Genomic DNA, 17,027 nt, shown 5'->3' with positions numbered 1-17,027 from the left:
CCGTTCCCATACCGAACACGGAAGTTAAGCTCTTCAGCGCCGATGGTAGTTGGGGGTTTCCCCCTGTGAGAGTAGGACGTTGCTAGGCACGCGAAGCCATTCCCTTTGGGGAGTGGCTTTTTTGTGGTTTCAGGGAGAATTTTATCGCATTAATGAGGAGATGACTTCGTTAATTTATTGCGTTACCTTTCTATCCACTATAATCAATCGTCCTCCGTGAACGCTCTATCCGCTGCGTTGAACGCTCTATGGGCGTCGCTGAGTGCTCTATTCCTCGCCGTTACTGCTCTATCCACCGTGCACACCGCTCTATCATCCCCCACGACCGCTCATAGCCAACAAAAAATTAGCACCCATCATTAACCCCCCCAAAAAATAATTACATTAAAAAGATCCATGTTAGAAACACACATGGATTAGACAATGAATATACTATTTAATTTTTGCTTGCTCGTTAACTATTCATACAGAATAGTAAATATCATCTTCACTTTCATAACGAACAGCAATGGAATGTCCTTTATCTGATTGAAACTGAAGAGCAACAGTGTCCAGTTGACCAGTCAGAATAGAAAATGAATGTTGAACATCTTGTATAGGTAGAAGAGAATAATGAATAATATCATGAATTAGAGTAGACATTTCTTCAAATGAGGTAAAGATGTAATACTCATTAACCATATAAGCTGGCATAATACTCGTCTCCTTTATAAGTAGTTAAAGTATTGATCGGGGAAAAGACAGAAATAAATACTTCTCAAACTAACAAATACTTCATTGCCTGCTTCAAAAAAAGTTTAGATTATATAGTCTACGTCGACAAGGATATTTGTGAATACGAAAATCACTCTACTATTAGTATATAGTAGAGTGATATAAATTACTATTGAGTATTGTTAATTTTATGAAATAAAGTAATTTAATTACCCTCTCAAGCTAAACATTGTTTGCATGAAAGCTAAGAGTGCGTTTTTATCTGCATCAGATAAAGTTATTCCTTTAAAAGATACATCTTCTTGCAACAAATTCTCAAGTACAAATTCTTTAGGTTGTCTATTACTTTTCAAAGAAGAAATGGCTTGATCGACTGTATCGTTGGGTAAGTAACCTGCTAATATTAGTAATTCATTTTTATCCGTATCCAATGCCGCTGCTAGTGCACAAACTGTCTCACGTGATGGGTTGTATCTGCCTTTTTCTAATGAAGCGATAAAAGAGTAACTCAAGTCCGCACGGTCCGCTAAATAACGCAACGTCATTTCATGCTGTTCACGTAATTTCCGTAGACGATTTCCAAATCCATTCAATAATATCTCCACCTTATCTACCTACAGTTCGTTAGTGAAAAGTCTGCACTACTATCATAGCTTATTTATAATAAAATATACAGAATAATGTCGAAAGTGTAGTAGGTGAAAAGACTTTTTTTAGTACATACAGTGTTTTGCAAATACCGTTTTAGAAATGTTCGTGTGTATTAATAGACAATTAATAAAGCTAAAACGCATATAGTATAAGTTTTGATTCTTTAGCAATGTAGTTATCATACTTTACTAGCACAGGAACTTCTATACTCTACACCCCTTAGTTTTATAAAATATGCCCTCATACGATTTTACAATAAGGTAGTAAAGAAGCTTAAATAGTAGATGCTACTTTAATTAGTAGTATAATTGTCTGAATAATGTGTTGACAATAAGAACAAAATGACATAATATGTGTTGTAAAGCTAAACAAACGGTTTTTTATTTATTTTATTTTATTTTGTTAAACAACACAAAGCAATTTACTTTATGAAAAGGAGAAGTGGCTTTGATATAAGCCGAGATCAGCGTTGTTTTACTCAAAAGTTTATAACTATTTAAGCATGTATTCTAGTTTGCTGAATCGTTGTCAAAACGACAACTGTACAGTAGATGATAGTTAAAACACATCTACTATAAAGCGATAGAACTTACAAATAGTCTGAACAACAGGTCTGAAATTCTTATTAACACAAGTCGTTCGGAATACTTAGTGTAAACTCTGTAAGTTATACTAACAACTTTTATTAAAAAAGTTGTGACACGGAAAGTGAAGGTATTGAGAATGCGTTATAAATATAAAGAGTCTTGCAACAAAAGAAAATTAAAGTCTGCTTCACTTCTTTTACTTTTAAGTTCTTTATTGGTAGTAGGAGGATGTTCACCATTATTTGGCGGTAAATCCAATAGTGGTTCTAATGCAGTCGCATTAGCCAGTGAAAAGATAGATCCTTATATTGGCGAGAATACTGAAACTATTTCCTATGTGTGGACTACTAGAAAGGAATTATCACTTATCTTCAACGGATTGGCTGATAAATATTAACACAAAGTAACGATAAGGATATTCAGTTCGCAGGCAAAGTCGAGGTACTGTTGAAGGCCAACAATCCATCTTCTTGCGGCACAGTGATAATGGTGATGGTTATGTGAAAATGGCAATTGAAAATAATCAACTGATTATTGAAGAAAGATTAGAGGACATGTGATAGAAATACTTGAAACTAAGTCAATACCTATAGTTGAACTTGCTATATTAACGGAAGACAAGGATTCCGTTTCCATAGGAGAAGAACCAGTGCAGCAAGAAAAATTACCTAACGAGAAACATATAGAAATGAAACTTCAAGACAATAAATTATCTATATGGCTGAATGACAAGAAAGTGATTAATAAGCTAGCTATTAATTAAGATATCCACGCTGGCAAACTGGCACTAGGTTCTACGTGGATAACATTGGACTTCAACGATCCAATCCGTGATGCGCAGTTCAGTGATATTACTATCACTTCATTAGCTAATAATAATGTAGGGCAAGCGACGTTATTTACGAATGAAATACAAAAGTCGCAGCAACTCATGTATACATTTATCGGTTCTATCAAATCCGCAATGAATTGGGTAGTTGATCACTTCTAATGACTGGCAAGAGCTGAAAAGGCGGAGATTTCAATGCTGACTAATAAAAAATGATACTCATTGTAATTTCCTGCCTTCACTTTAGTGGATGTCAGGAAATTACAGCAAACTATGGATTTATCAGACCCAGATGAATTGAAGTTTTCAGCATGGGTCACGGAATGGCAATGGCAAAGCGGAGTAGAAGATCTGCAACAAGTTCAAGGTCTAGATCGTGCACAGGTTTTTGCAGCCTATTTTAATGAAAAGACCAGCTCTACTTCTGAGACGAAATGGACGATGCGATTGCTGGAATGAAGAAGTTTTCAAAAGAACATAATGTTCCACTAGATTTAACAATCGTGAATGATCAGTTTCTACCTGATGGAACAGCTATCCACAAAGAATCTGAGTTAGTTGGACGTTTAGTAGAAACTCCTGAAAGTCGTAAAAGCCATATTGATAATATCTTGAAATATGCTGATACCTATTAATTTGAAGGCCTTGAAATAGACTATGAAAATATAAACAAAGAAGATTTCCCAAATTTAATTCAATTTTATCAAGAATGGTCTGTCGTTCTCGGGGCGCAAGGAAAATCATTGCGCATTATATTGGAACCTAATGTAGATGTAGAACAATATGACTTTCCGACGGGACCAGTCTACGTCATGATGGCGTATAACTTAAACGGGGGCCATTCAGAGCCAGGTCCAAAAGCAGATAACAAGTTTATCCATAAAGTAGTGAGGAAATTGAGCACTCTTCCTGGACAACCAGTTATTGCTTTATTGGCTGGCGGTTTTAGTTGGTAGTATGTACTTTGATTATCGAGATGAACGTGGGAATGAGTTCACTGTTTGGTATGGAGATCAGCAAACTTTGTATCAATGGATGAAGATTTCAGTCGAAGAAGGGCAAACAAAAGTTTCTCTATGGCGGATGGGGAGAATGGATATATGCACATTAGAATTCCTGATTAAAGCCATCAATTATAAAATGGAGGCGAAAGGAGAAAACGAGATGCTTGCCAATCATATAAAAGAACTCAGGAAACAAATGAATCTGACGCAGGCGGAATTGGCCGAGCGGGTGGGCATCGGACGTACAGCATTATCTAAAATAGAGAACGGTGCGTACTATCCAAGTGCTAAAACAATGAAGAAGATCTCAGATGAACTCAATAAGCCAATTGGGGAAATATTTTTCAACACAGATGTCTCTAATGACAAATAGATATTTGCACTATCGATATCTAGTGTGAGTCGTAAGCGACCGAAGGGAGAGAAGATTCGTGAAAGTATATGGAGCAGATGAAAAAATCAAAATGCCTATAGCGAACGAAGAAATAATCGTCCGAAAAGATATAGAAGTTCCTATTCATGCGAGATTAGTTCGACTTACTATCATTCGTGCACCAAAAGGATATGGAAAGACGATGCTGCTGAGTAAATCATTCTCCGAAACAACAGATTCGACGGCTTGGCTCACATTGGATGAAATGGATAATGACCCAATTCGATTTTGGACGTACATGATTGTATCACTAGCTGAAAAGGGGAAAGTGCTCAATACAGAAAGACTCTTATCTTTCGTTAAGACTAGTCCGCCGTATTCTATGATCGTAGATATGTTATTGAATGAACTGACTAACACGCGTAGTAAAATTGCGCTTGTTCTGGACGATTATAATGTGATCACGAATCCAGCCATCCATAAGATGATGAACAGATTCATCGATTACTTACCACATCACGTGAAGCTATTCATAGCGAGTCAAAATGAAGTACCGCTGACCGTTTCAAAGTGGCGGACAAAAGGTTGGGTATATGAAATTGGTATTCAACAACTACAATTTCAACTGCATGAAGTTCGGGAGTTTTATAGCAAGCATTCACCTAAAATGAGTCATTCTATATTTTTTTATCAGCAAGTATTGCGTATTACAGAAGGTTGGGCTTTAGGGATCCAATTAATCCACTTAGCGGGAATAGAAGATGATCGTCAATGGGAGTCAAAAGACTCCTCCATATTATCACCCGTGGTAGCAAATCACTTACTCTATGAAGTTTTATCGAGCCTCAAACCTTCGATGCAAGACTTTCTTATACGTACATCCATGTTGAATGAATTAACACCTGAAAAATGTAATCAGGTACTGGGTCGTAGTGATAGTGAAGATATATTGAAGGATATAGAAAAAAGAGGGCTGTTTATTCATCGGTTAGATAACAGTCATTTGACATACAGATATCATAGTCTATTTTCAACTGCTTTACAGAACGAGATGCAGCAACGTTTTTCCAAAGACTCTATCACTGAAATTTATATCAAAGCAGCATACGTCGAATATGAACAAGGCGATTATGCTCTAGCAATAGAGCTAGCGATAAAAGGAAAACTCTTCACCGTAGCGGATCATTGGATCGAAGAGAATCTAGTAAACATCGTTTTATCCAAACAAATAGAAATGTTTATGTGGTGGGTTAAGACGCTTCGTAAAAACTCCTTTGAAATCCATGTCGAAACGCTTACCATATATGCATTCAATCTAGCAATGCAGTTTAATATGGAAAAGGCAGGATCGATTGTTAGAGAGCTTGATCGTAGACATGAAAAGGATCGGTGGAAAAATGAAGCCGCATTGGAAGATGCATCATTAATTTTAGAGGTCGTAAAAGTCTTTATGTTGTGTACGCAGTGTGGACCGACTGATAAGAGAGTCCTGTATTTACAGAAAAAGATTCACAATCACCCATTTCCAACAGATTCTCGATGGAAACATGTTTCTATCATTTACAACCACTTCGAACCACAGTTGTTACGGACTAGTTTAGGTAACAGAGGTAAATTGTGCTCCTTTAAACAATTATCTATATATAATGATATTTTGCGAAGTGATAAATTCCTTGCTCACAATCTAGCCGGGTATAGTTATGGTCTGCAAGCCGAAGTTCTTTATGAAATGAATCTACTACCCGAATCAGAGCAATATATAGAAAAGGCAATGGAATATACTTACCGTCATGCCGACGCAGGGTTGTCCGTTCCTATGTACATTTTGCAAGCGAAAATTTATCTAGTTAATAAACAGTTTATCAAAGCACAGGCTTTACTTAACCACGCGATAGATTCAGCGACGAATGCCAACTGGCAATGCATTTTAATTACAATGAAAGCACTTAGTTATATTCGAGAAGGGTTGTTAGATCGGGCAGAATTTGAATTGAACAAATCATCGAACCTAACCTATAAGCAAGCAGAGCCCAGCTTGGAATTCTGGATTCTCGTACGAGCAAGATGGCATATGGAAAAAGGTGATTTCCGAAGAGCTCTTTATTACATTGATCAAGTGGCGCAAGAAGCTAAAGAAGATTTTCAAATGACAACTTCAATAGAAGCGAAGGTATTGCGATCAATCTGTATGTGGCAAACCAACAAGAGAAAACTCGCGGTAGAGACACTTCATCAAGCACTCGATTTAGCAGTGAAGTCAGGTTATAAAAGATTATTCATGGATGAAAAAGCATTAAATCCAGTGCTGATCAGTTATATAAAAAGTCGAATGAATTTTGAACAGGCTGAATGGAAAACGGTTCCACTTGTTTTTGCACAGTCGTTACGCACAGATCATATCACTCGTCCCACAACCACTCATCATAGTAAACCGAAGCTGACTCCGCGAGAAGAAGAGCTGATCAAAGCACTTGCGACAGGTTCAACAAATAAGGAAATAGCTGAACAACTATTCCTTTCGGAGGGAACTGTTAGAGTGTATTTATCGAAGGTGTATAAAAAGCTTAATGTCAGCTCGCGAACTCAAGCTATATTGCAAATGAAGGATTGGCAATAGAACTACTATCGACAAAGGGGATGGCTATAATGGTTGTATTAGTAGAATCGAAAATACAAAAACCTGTTTGTTTTGAAAAGTGGATTAGCAGGGAGAGTATGTTCGCCGTCCGACATGAGGCGGTACAGTCAAACGTATTATTTATCAGTGCTCCAACAGGTTATGGTAAGACAACATTTTTGACTAATTGGTCAAAAGAACTTAATGAACATATTGCATGGCTAACAGTCGATGAAAAAGACAATCAAGCACTTCAGTTTTTTAGATATATTATCTATACTGTTTATTCAGCGTGCAATTTGCTACCAAAAAAGAAATTGCATGAGAAGTTAGCCAAAGCAGACCGAAATGAACTGGATGCCATGTGGAGCTTCTATAAAGAACTAGACAGAGGTAAAGAAAAGCCAGTACGATTGATCATTGATGATTTTCATCATATTAATGATCCAGAACTATTGGAAATGATTCAATACTTTGTAGTGAATTTACCGGAATCATTAAAAATTTGCTTCGCCAGTCGCCATCTTCCTCCCTTTACACTCGCACTATGGCAATCCTTATTAACTGTCACTGAAGTTAGAATGCAGCAATTGCGCATTACGGATGATGATATGAAAAGCTACTTGAAACAACACCCTCAACAGCAAGGATCAGTATGGCAAGAGTTTATTCAAACGGAAGGGTGGCCTGCGGGACTTCAAGAGGTTTTGCAGTCACAAGAAATATCTCATCAATTGAGATCTGACAGGCATCGACAATTCACTATGAATGTTTTAACAAATGATCTGTGGAGTAATTTCTCAAGCTCCGCACAGCATTTCCTCTTAGTGACATCCATCTTGGACACGATGAATCAACAGATATGCGATGCCTTACTCGAGAGTAAAGAGAGTCTTATTCATTTGAAGAATCTAGAGGAAAAAGGGTTTTTCATAGAAAGCGATTCAGAAATAGATACACAATATCGCTATCATCCACTTTTTGCTGTAGTGCTACGGCAAAACTTGCAGAAAAACCATTCAAAGGAATTTGTATCTACTTTGCATAGGAAAGCTGCAGGTATATACTTTCAGCAAGGTAACGTCGTGAAAGCCATCACCCACGCCTTAAAGGGGCAAGCATACCCACTTGCAAGCACTTGGATGATGAATTACGGTGAGGATCTAATAAAAAATAAAGAAACTACATCTTTTATCTGCTGGTGTAAAGAATTTGAAGAAGCCCATATTCCATTGGCTTTTGATCTTCAATTACTCTTTGCTTATGCTCTTCTAGCTGAGCATCGAGTGGATGAAGCAGATCACGTCATGAATCAAATGACGGCGAAAGAGAATCGGAAAGAATGGAATACATTTACCGAAAGAAGTCGATCTGCTGCATACGACTATTTCTTAATCAAATCTTACATCACGATCATTCGTATGGGTGGCGTGACAGAAGTGGGACAGTGGTTGCAAAAAGGTTTTGATTTACATGTAGAACAAAGCTCTAAACTATATACCCTGCCACTTCAGTTTAATAAAATAGAGCCTATACTATCACGTACACCACTAGGTTCAGCCAAAAAACTAGTCATACAGTCAACACAATTAGAACTACAGTCATGTCACACGAATAAACTTTCCATCACAGGTTATTATCATGGGATTCAAGCGGAAACATTGTACGTAACAGGTTCAATAAAAGAAGCTAGAAAGCAACAAGTAGAAGCTCTACTTCTAGCACATCATTTCCAAGATCCAGGTCTGTTGATACCTATGTATGTATTGAGTTGTAAACTGCATATAGCAAATGGTGAGATGGAAAAAGCACATGAGAAGATCCAAAGTGCTTTACTATATACCGAAGACAGCTATTGGAAAGGATTTTTATACGCATTTGAAGCGTTCTTGCACTTGAAACAAGACCATCCAGAAGATGCAGAAGTGGCGCTCTCGATGATACAACATGACTACGCGGAAGGTATTCAGCAACATCCTTTTGTTGCACTTGTAGAAGCAAGACTACTTTTGAGAATGGGGCAATGGGAAGAAGCATTGAAGAAAGTATTGTGTGTGAAGTTCGAAGCTTTAGAAGAAGGGCAAGTCGTAACATATATTGAAGCTGCGATCTTAGAAAGTTCTTGTTACGCGCTCATGGCATATTGGTCCGAAATGGCTCAGGCCTTACAAGATGCAATGACTTGTAGTAAAGAATACGGTTATACGCAGTTATTTGTGGAAGAAGACAATATGGAGGATATGCTAAAAGAATATATGAAATTACGTAATCAACAAAGTGATAAGGAATGGAATCAGGTCCCACGCTTCTACGTAGAACGCTTACTACAGGCCACAATAGAAAGGAATCCCGTCCTAGATTTACTAACACCACGTGAGCAGGAAGTGTTCTCACTTCTCGTGCTAGGTGAAACCAATTATAAAATAGCAAAAAAGCTAGCTTTGACGGAAGGGAGCGTGCGGATCTATTTGACTTCTATATATGAAAAGCTAAGTGTTAAATCCAGAACACAGGCTATGTTAAAGGCATATAAATAGTATAGGACGATATAAAAGGCGATACTTCTTGCATCAGAAGTGTCGCTTTTTTGCTATACTGAATGAAAGTAAAGGAGTGCAAAAATACATGAAGTATCAAGATCGGCCACTTGTGCAGGCTTTGCAGGATTTCCACGACCAAAAACCTGCTTCGTTCCATGTGCCTGGCCATAAAAGTGGGATATTATCTGATTTACCAGAGGCTATGCGCCAAGCACTTGCATATGACGTAACAGAGCTGACAGGACTTGATGATTTGCATGAGCCGACAGAAGCGATTAAACAAGCTGAAGATAAGTTGTCCAATCTTTATAGAAGTGACCGTAGTTTCTTTTTGGTGAACGGTTCGACAGTAGGGAATCTGGCTATGCTGTATGCGACGGTTCAACGGGGTGACTCGGTTATTGTGCAACGCAATGCACATAAATCCATATTTAATGCACTGGAACTAACAGGTGCCAATGCGGTATTTCTTTCCCCAGATTGGCATGAGCGTACGCAAACGGCTGGAACGGTATCGTTGAGAAGTATAAAAGAAGCACTCGCGCAGTATCCGAATAGCAAGGCAGCTATTTTAACTACACCTACTTATTATGGAATGGTAAATAAAGATCTGAAAGCGATTATAGAAATTTGTCACAGCCATAACATACCAGTTTTAGTGGATGAAGCGCACGGTGCACATTTTATAGCAAGTAAGGAATTTCCAAAGAGCGCACTAGAACTAGGAGCGGATGTTGTCGTTCAATCTGCTCATAAAACACTCCCTGCTATGACGATGGCATCTTTTTTACATATTCGTTCGCAATTTGTAGAGTCGGAACGAGTGGCTCATTACCTGCAAATGTTGCAGTCGAGTAGTCCATCCTATTTATTGATGGCATCTTTGGATGATGCAAGATACTATGCAGAGATGTATGATGAGGATGACTATGGAAGTTTTCAACTATACAGAAGTAGTTTAATTCGAGGTTTATCCACTATAGACCACGTCGAAGTAGTGGAGACTGACGATGAACTAAAGCTACTTATACGTGTAATAGGTTATACCGGGTTTGTCTTGCAGGAAGCATTGGAACAACAGGGTGTGTATACGGAGTTGGCGGACTTGTATCAAGTGCTACTAATACTGCCTTTAGTAAAAGCGAAACATGTAGAATCATGTGTTGATGTAATCGACAAATTTAGGCAAGCAGTGAATAGCGTAACAGTTCAAGAAGCTACGTCAGTAGAGATCCATAACTTCTTGCCAATTAGTACTGCGACATCGGTAGTCTATACGGCAAACCAAATTCATGTGATGGATACAGAGTGGATAGATATTGAGAAGGCAATAGGGAATGTGGCGGCAGATGCGGTTATTCCCTATCCACCAGGCATTCCTCTAGTTTGTGCAGGGGAGCGCATTAGTCGCGAGCATGCGGAACAAATGCATAAACTCTTGACGGCTGGCTGTAGATTTCAGGGAGCGTTCAATATTGAGAGAAAACAAATAATAGTAGTAGTCGAATAGATGGGGGATAAAAAGATGGCGGGATTATTCATTAGTTTTGAAGGACCAGAAGGAGCTGGAAAGACGACTGTATTACAAGAGATTACAGACCGTCTGAGAGCACAAGGACAAGACGTCGTTATGACTCGAGAACCGGGTGGAATTCCTATTGCAGAAAAGATCCGTGAAGTAATCCTAGATTCGAATCATGATGCAATGGACAGTAAAACGGAAGCTTTGTTGTACGCAGCTGCGCGTAGACAACATTTAGTGGAGAAAATCATACCGGCACTTGAGCAGGGTAAAATTGTTCTTTGCGATCGTTTCATTGATAGTTCATTGGCTTATCAAGGGTTCGCACGTGAACTTGGTATTGAAAATGTACTGGCGATCAACTTATTTGCGATTGAGCAGTATATGCCAGATTGTACAATCTTCTTCGACGTGCCACCTGAAGTAGGACTAGCTCGAATATGGAAGGATAAAGATCGTGAACGAAATCGTCTGGATTTGGAAAAAATGGATTTTCATAAGCGGGTATACAAAGGCTATCAAGAAGTGATGCGACTGGATAGCGAACGGATTCAGGTCGTGGATGCACAACAAACACCAGCGCAAGTAGTTGAAAATGTTTGGCGAATTGTAAGTTCTGAAGTCAACATACACAAGGATTCATGATATAATAAAAAGGAAACGAATTTTCATAAGAAATCGGAAAAGGGGAGAGTACATTGAAACTGATTGTAGCAGTGGTACAGGACCAGGATAGTAACCGATTATCTTCTGCATTGACTAAAAGTGATTTTCGGAATACAAAATTAGCCAGTACAGGTGGATTTCTTCGCGCAGGGAATACGACGTTCCTGATGGGTGTGGAAGATGATCTAGTCTCTAAAGCATTGGATTTAATTCGTGATAATTGTCGCTCTCGTGATCAGATGGTGGCACCCGTTTCACCGATGGGTGGTAATGCAGATTCATATATTCCGTATCCTATTGAGGTAGAAGTGGGCGGAGCTACTGTATTTGTCTTGCCAATTGAACAGTTCCACCATTTTTGATATAGAGGTGAATGCTGATGAAAGTCAATGGTGAATTCCGTACAGGTATGGATAAGTTACCGCCAGATCCTCTTCGGCATGCACAAGGTAATAACAAATTTGGACAAATGGTAGAAAAGCAAGGGGCGCGTCTTCAAGGAGAACAGATCACACGGTTGTTTGGGGATATCTCAAATGCTGGAGATCGACTCGCCAGGTCGCGAAACTTACGTGATATGGCAAAATACAAGATGCTGATCAAACGCTTTTTGAAAGAAGCAGTAGATTCGGGCATCGAGTTAACACAATCCCATACATGGAACCAATTCGGTGAAGGTCGCCGATTGAAACTTGTTCAAACAATAGATGAAAAACTAATCGCGTTGACGGAGGCGCTTTTGGATGAAGAAGAATCATCCATTGATTTACTCGCCAAAATAGGAGAAATCAAAGGTCTTCTAATCAATTTATATACGTGATCCCGTGCTGCACTCACATGTAGCACGGGGTTTTTTGCAACATGTTTACTAACTAAGGAGGAGCTTGCATGTCACAGAAGTCGCACGACCATGCATTGCAGTCTCAGAAACAAGTCATTGATAAGTTAACTAGGATTCATGAAAGACAGCGTATCGGACATGCCTATATATTTGACGGTTCGAACGGTGCTGGCAAGGAAGCAATCGCACAATATTTTACGAAACTACTGTTATGCATGGAGCCAATAGAAAATGTTCCATGTGAAACATGTCATTCGTGTAAACGTATAGAGTCGGGTAATCATCCGAACGTAGTAATGATTAGACCGGACGGACAGGACATTAAAAAGGATCAAATGTCCGAATTAATTATGAAGATGACGAAAAAAGGATATGAAGAAGGACGAAAAGTATATGTGATTACGAATGCAGAACGAATGAATACCTCAGCGGCTAATACATTACTGAAATTCCTCGAAGAACCTGAAGGTAGCGTTACAGCCATTTTATTAACTGATTCTTATTCGGCCATTTTGCCAACCATTCAATCACGTTGCCAGCGCATTTCTCTACAACCAATGAATCGTCAAGACAGCATAGAAAGTCTCGTTGAAAAAGGAGTTACTGCCTCAATGGCAGCGACGGTAACGATGATGACAGCCAATGTTGAAGTAGCTCATGAAATGGCTCAAGAAGATTCCTTTGTACAGAGACGGAAATTAGTGTTAAAATTAGTAGAGGCAATCGAACAGCGATCTCCAGTTGAGTCGTTACTGTTCATTCAGACAGATTGGATGCCTCTCATGAAGGAAAAAAGTGATTGTGAACAAGGGCTGGATTTGCTTCTCTTTGCATACCGTGATATTGTGGCGGTAAAAGCAGGATTGGCGTCTACTATTGCCTATCCCGATCAATTGGAACTCTTCACAGGACATTCTGTCAAAAATACCTATAGCAGTTTAACTGTTAAAATAGATGCCATCTTGCAGGCGAAAAAACGATTGCATCAAAACATGAATCGTACGCTTTTACTAGAACAATTGGTGCTTACTATGCAGGAGGGGTTATTGTTTGTTTAAAGTCGTAGGCGTCCGCTTTAAAAAAGCGGGTAAGTTATATTATTTCGATCCATTGGATATGCCAATCGAAATTGGCGACTATGTCATTGTAGAAACGGCAAGAGGCGTAGAGTACGGTAAAGTAGCCAGTCGAAGTAATGAAATAGATGATGAAGATGTTGTCTTGCCGCTGAAAAAGATCATCCGTCTAGCAGATGACGGTGATCGTGAACGTGTTAAAGAAAATGAGCAAGAAGCAAACCAAGCGTTTGATGTCTGTGTAGCAAAAATCACAGAACATCAATTGGATATGCGTTTAGTAGATGTAGAATATACATTTGATCGAAATAAAATCGTCTTTTACTTCACTGCTGAAGGACGCGTAGATTTCCGTAATCTTGTGAAAGATCTAGCAGCGATATTCCGGACAAGAATTGAATTGCGCCAGATCGGTGTACGGGATGAAGCGAAAATGCTTGGCGGTATTGGTCCATGCGGTAGAATGCTTTGTTGTTCAACGTTTTTAGGAGATTTTGAGCCCGTATCCATTAAGATGGCAAAAGATCAAAACCTTTCGTTGAACCCATCGAAAATTTCCGGTCTTTGCGGTCGCTTAATGTGCTGTCTTAAGTATGAGAATGACGCGTACGAAGAAGCGAAAGCGCTTATGCCTGATCTCGGTAAACAAGTAGTAACGCCAGATGGAGTAGGAAAAGTTGTCGGGCTAAACCTATTGGAGCGAGTGCTACAAGTCAATATGCCGGCATTTGAACGAGTAGTGGAATATGCGTGGAGTGAGATTGAGGATTTACAGAAGGAAACAGCTCAATTGACGAAATGATGAGGTGGAACAGTTGAAAGAAGTGAACTTTCTTGACAGAGTAATGGATTTTGAACAACAGTTGGATTCTATGCAAAAGCAATTCAGGGAACTCATTGGTTTTGTAGCAGAGATGACTGAAGAAAACCACTCGCTTCGTCTGGAAAACCATCATCTACGAACGCGACTCGACGAAATCGATAAGATTACACAAGAAATAGAAGAGACCGCGCGTGATGAACGTCCAAAGAAGCTAGATGTGGGCGAAGGCGTAGACAATCTGGCACGCTTGTACAATGAAGGTTTTCATGTGTGCAATGTACATTACGGCAGTAGCCGTAAAGGTGAAGATTGTCTATTCTGCCTATCATTTTTAAATAAACAGAACGGTTGAAAGGTCAATTCCTATTTTTAGGTATTGGCTTTTTCTTTTGATTGAAGGAGTGTAGATTGTGAACCTACAACGTGATGAACGACTAGACTATTTATTGGCGGAGGACTTGCGCATCATTCAGAGTCCTTCAGTTTTTTCCTTTTCGTTAGACGCAGTGCTATTGGCACGTTTTGCCTACATGCCACTTCGTGGAGGAAAGATTGTAGATTTGTGCACGGGTAATGGTGTAATCCCACTATTCATGAGTGCCCGAACGAAAGGTAAGATTATCGGTATTGAATTGCAAGAACGTTTAGCAGATATGGCGCAAAGAAGTATAGCGCTTAACGATTTGGAAGAGCAAATCACGATTGAAAATAGAAATGTCATCGATATTGCAAAAGAAATAGGCTACGAGTTGTATGATACAGTCACATGCAATCCACCTTATTTCCCGGCCAATGAAGCAAGTGCTAGAAATAAAAGTGAGTACTATACCATTGCTAGACATGAAGTGGAGCTGACACTCGATCAAGCCGTCAAATCCGCAAGTGAATTGTTGAAGCAGGGTGGGAAGGCCGCATTTGTTCACCGTCCTGGTAGGCTTCTCGATATCATTACATCAATGAGACAGTACCGTCTGGAACCAAAGCGCATTCGTTTTGTCTACCCGAAAGAAGGAAAAGAAGCGAATACATTATTAATCGAAGCTATTAAAGACGGAAAGCCTGACCTTAAAATCCTCCCACCTTTGTACGTCTACCGCGAAAATGGAGAGTATACAGAAGAAGTAAGGAAGTTATTGTATGGAGAAGAATGAACACTTTTTCTATGTTCTGATATGTAATGATGGATCGTATTATGCGGGGTACACGAATGATTTAGAGCGTCGCTTGCGTGTACATAATGAAGGAAAAGGTGCAAAGTATACAAGAGGTCGCTTACCGGTACAATATATTTACAAAGAATCGTTTGAAACACAGCGACAAGCGATGCAAGCGGAATATCAATTTAAGCAATTAACTCGAAAACAAAAAGAGCACTTTCTAAAAAAGGAGCGATCCACATGATTACATCTCAAAAAAGTGCCGAAACTACAGAACTTGGGAAGTTGTTCATTGTAGGCACACCCATCGGTAATCTGGAAGACATGACATTCCGTGCTGTCCGGATCTTACAAGAAGTAGATTATATTGCGGCAGAAGATACACGTAATACGATCAAATTATGTAATCATTTTGAGATTCAAACACAAATGATCAGCTATCATGAACATAATACGCGCGTGGCTGGGGAAAAGATTATAGAACTACTTCAAGATGGGAAGGATATTGCCATTGTCAGTGATGCGGGAATGCCATGTATTTCAGATCCAGGCGCAGATCTTGTGGAACTGGCGATTGAACACGGAGTTGCTGTTGTTTCTGTTCCGGGACCGAACGCAGCAGTTACAGCATTGGTAGCCTCAGGCATTACACCGCAACCATTTCTATTCTTTGGATTTCTATCACGCCAAAAGAAGGAATTAAAGACACAGCTTGAAAAGTTGCAAGATTATGAGGAAACATTGTTGTTTTACGAAGCTCCACATCGTTTAAAACAAACATTACGTGGTTTAGCGGAACAATTTGGTGATGAACGAAAGATTGTTATGGCACGAGAGTTGACGAAACGATTTGAAGAGTTGTTGAGAGGGACGCTTGCAGAAGCAGTAGAGTGGGCTGAAACGAATGAAGTCAGAGGTGAGTTCTGCTTAGTTGTGGAAGGAAATCAACATGTCCAACATACTGTCGCAACTGCCTGGTGGACAGACTTGTCTATGAAGGAGCATGTAGAACAAGTAATAGAAGAAAAAGCGATTCGATCGAAGGATGCTATCAAGGAAGTAGCGGAAGCACGTGAAGTAAGTAAACGGGATGTCTATCAAGCATATCACATAGAATAATACAAAAAATCCTGAGCGGATAACCGTTCAGGATTTTTGCAAATTAATTGATTTTATTTTGAATTTCATCCATCAATTGTTTTGCGCCTTCAGGACTCAAAATTAGCTTACCGTCGATCAAACGAAGATTATCATCTGATACTTCTCCAGTAATAGAACATGTCATATTAGGCAAGTACTTTTTCAAGATAATTTTGTCATCGTCCACGTATATTTCTAACGCGTCTTTTTGCTCAATACCAAGCGTACGACGCAGTTCAATCGGGATTACAACGCGGCCTAGCTCGTCAACTTTCCTTACAATTCCAGTAGACTTCATGAGAAGAATTCCTCCTACACTATAGATTTAACATTCGTCAAAATTCGACATATTTCTTTTGTCTATTAAACATCATACCAACTCTTCCAATAACCGTCAATCATCATAACTTAAATAAACACTATTATTTTTTATTAAATTTTTGACAGGTAAAAAATGAGAGATGTTGAATGTATGAGGATTACAGAC

22 protein-coding genes and 1 rRNA gene are annotated in these 17,027 nt (G+C 39.1%); 20 read left to right on the top strand and 3 right to left on the bottom strand.

Translation table 11 applies throughout. The features are described 5' to 3' along the window. A 5S ribosomal RNA gene (gene rrf / locus Q7P97_RS07865) occupies positions 1–88 on the top strand; the annotation flags it as partial. A gap of 374 nt (positions 89–462) precedes the next feature. On the opposite strand, the gene Q7P97_RS07860 is transcribed toward rrf, so the two are convergent. Together Q7P97_RS07860 and Q7P97_RS07855 are read right to left on the bottom strand one after the other, a co-directional pair. Then, a complete protein-coding gene (locus tag Q7P97_RS07860) occupies positions 463–693 on the bottom strand; it encodes a hypothetical protein (RefSeq protein ID WP_303968671.1) in 231 nt (76 codons plus the stop codon). A 230-nt stretch (positions 694–923) separates the two neighbouring features. After that, the gene (locus Q7P97_RS07855) at positions 924–1,307 is read right to left on the bottom strand and encodes a helix-turn-helix domain-containing protein (protein WP_303968670.1); all 384 of its coding nucleotides are present in this window, start codon (positions 1,305–1,307) and stop codon (positions 924–926) included. A 781-nt stretch (positions 1,308–2,088) separates the two neighbouring features. Here Q7P97_RS07855 and Q7P97_RS07850 point away from each other — a divergent pair. From Q7P97_RS07850 to rsmI, 19 genes are all read left to right on the top strand, one after another. Then, positions 2,089–2,349 (top strand): hypothetical protein, encoded by a 261-nt coding sequence (locus tag Q7P97_RS07850; protein ID WP_303968669.1) that lies wholly within the window; start codon positions 2,089–2,091, stop codon positions 2,347–2,349. Between the two features lie 159 nt (positions 2,350–2,508). Then, a complete protein-coding gene (locus Q7P97_RS07845; protein ID WP_303968668.1) occupies positions 2,509–2,715 on the top strand; it encodes a hypothetical protein in 207 nt (68 codons plus the stop codon). A 45-nt stretch (positions 2,716–2,760) separates the two neighbouring features. Further along, on the top strand, positions 2,761–2,943 hold the full coding sequence (locus tag Q7P97_RS07840; RefSeq protein WP_303968667.1) for a hypothetical protein: 183 nt from the start codon (positions 2,761–2,763) through the stop codon (positions 2,941–2,943). Positions 2,944–3,054: 111 nt separating this feature from the next. Next, positions 3,055–3,240, top strand: a complete 186-nt coding sequence (locus Q7P97_RS07835) for a hypothetical protein (RefSeq protein WP_303968666.1) — start codon at positions 3,055–3,057, stop codon at positions 3,238–3,240. After that, a complete protein-coding gene (locus tag Q7P97_RS07830) occupies positions 3,237–3,416 on the top strand; it encodes a hypothetical protein (protein WP_303968665.1) in 180 nt (59 codons plus the stop codon). The genes Q7P97_RS07835 and Q7P97_RS07830 overlap by 4 nt, the downstream gene beginning before the upstream one ends. A 108-nt stretch (positions 3,417–3,524) precedes the next feature. Beyond that, a complete protein-coding gene (locus Q7P97_RS07825) occupies positions 3,525–3,737 on the top strand; it encodes a hypothetical protein (RefSeq protein ID WP_303968664.1) in 213 nt (70 codons plus the stop codon). Next, complete coding sequence (locus Q7P97_RS07820; RefSeq protein ID WP_303968663.1) at positions 3,706–4,158, top strand: helix-turn-helix transcriptional regulator; 453 nt, start codon at positions 3,706–3,708, stop codon at positions 4,156–4,158. Before Q7P97_RS07825 ends, Q7P97_RS07820 begins: the two co-directional genes overlap by 32 nt. Before the next feature lie 58 nt (positions 4,159–4,216). Next, positions 4,217–6,775 (top strand): winged helix-turn-helix domain-containing protein, encoded by a 2,559-nt coding sequence (locus Q7P97_RS07815; RefSeq protein ID WP_303968662.1) that lies wholly within the window; start codon positions 4,217–4,219, stop codon positions 6,773–6,775. Between the two features lie 29 nt (positions 6,776–6,804). Next, a complete protein-coding gene (locus Q7P97_RS07810; RefSeq protein WP_303968661.1) occupies positions 6,805–9,312 on the top strand; it encodes a winged helix-turn-helix domain-containing protein in 2,508 nt (835 codons plus the stop codon). A gap of 88 nt (positions 9,313–9,400) precedes the next feature. Further along, entirely contained in the window at positions 9,401–10,825 is a 1,425-nt protein-coding gene (locus Q7P97_RS07805) for an aminotransferase class I/II-fold pyridoxal phosphate-dependent enzyme (RefSeq protein WP_303968660.1), read from the top strand. A 15-nt stretch (positions 10,826–10,840) separates the two neighbouring features. After that, positions 10,841–11,482, top strand: coding sequence for a dTMP kinase (gene tmk / locus Q7P97_RS07800; RefSeq protein WP_303968659.1), 642 nt, complete (start codon positions 10,841–10,843; stop codon positions 11,480–11,482). Between the two features lie 53 nt (positions 11,483–11,535). Next, on the top strand, positions 11,536–11,865 hold the full coding sequence (gene darA / locus Q7P97_RS07795) for a cyclic di-AMP receptor DarA (RefSeq protein WP_029054849.1): 330 nt from the start codon (positions 11,536–11,538) through the stop codon (positions 11,863–11,865). A gap of 17 nt (positions 11,866–11,882) precedes the next feature. Next, positions 11,883–12,323, top strand: a complete 441-nt coding sequence (locus Q7P97_RS07790) for a YaaR family protein (protein WP_085427736.1) — start codon at positions 11,883–11,885, stop codon at positions 12,321–12,323. 68 nt (positions 12,324–12,391) lie between these two features. Next, positions 12,392–13,402, top strand: a complete 1,011-nt coding sequence (gene holB, locus Q7P97_RS07785) for a DNA polymerase III subunit delta' (protein ID WP_303968658.1) — start codon at positions 12,392–12,394, stop codon at positions 13,400–13,402. After that, the gene (locus Q7P97_RS07780; RefSeq protein WP_303968657.1) at positions 13,395–14,222 is read left to right on the top strand and encodes a PSP1 domain-containing protein; all 828 of its coding nucleotides are present in this window, start codon (positions 13,395–13,397) and stop codon (positions 14,220–14,222) included. Before holB ends, Q7P97_RS07780 begins: the two co-directional genes overlap by 8 nt. Positions 14,223–14,235: 13 nt before the next feature. Then, entirely contained in the window at positions 14,236–14,595 is a 360-nt protein-coding gene (yabA, locus tag Q7P97_RS07775) for a DNA replication initiation control protein YabA (RefSeq protein ID WP_303968656.1), read from the top strand. A 55-nt stretch (positions 14,596–14,650) separates the two neighbouring features. Beyond that, entirely contained in the window at positions 14,651–15,394 is a 744-nt protein-coding gene (locus Q7P97_RS07770; protein ID WP_303968673.1) for a tRNA1(Val) (adenine(37)-N6)-methyltransferase, read from the top strand. Further along, positions 15,381–15,644, top strand: a complete 264-nt coding sequence (locus tag Q7P97_RS07765; RefSeq protein WP_303968655.1) for a GIY-YIG nuclease family protein — start codon at positions 15,381–15,383, stop codon at positions 15,642–15,644. The genes Q7P97_RS07770 and Q7P97_RS07765 overlap by 14 nt, the downstream gene beginning before the upstream one ends. Continuing rightward, the gene (rsmI, locus tag Q7P97_RS07760) at positions 15,644–16,519 is read left to right on the top strand and encodes a 16S rRNA (cytidine(1402)-2'-O)-methyltransferase (RefSeq protein ID WP_483315732.1); all 876 of its coding nucleotides are present in this window, start codon (positions 15,644–15,646) and stop codon (positions 16,517–16,519) included. Before Q7P97_RS07765 ends, rsmI begins: the two co-directional genes overlap by 1 nt. Positions 16,520–16,562: 43 nt before the next feature. Here the strand turns inward: rsmI and abrB are convergent, their stop codons facing one another. Beyond that, on the bottom strand, positions 16,563–16,838 hold the full coding sequence (gene abrB / locus Q7P97_RS07755; protein WP_099625959.1) for a transition state genes transcriptional regulator AbrB: 276 nt from the start codon (positions 16,836–16,838) through the stop codon (positions 16,563–16,565). Positions 16,839–17,027: the final 189 nt, after the last annotated feature.

The organism is Sporosarcina ureae (assembly GCF_029267015.1).
GTDB lineage: Bacteria > Bacillota > Bacilli > Bacillales_A > Planococcaceae > Sporosarcina > Sporosarcina ureae_D.
Note: the sequence above shows the minus strand (reverse complement) of the source record. Positions and strands in the feature narration are given on the sequence as shown.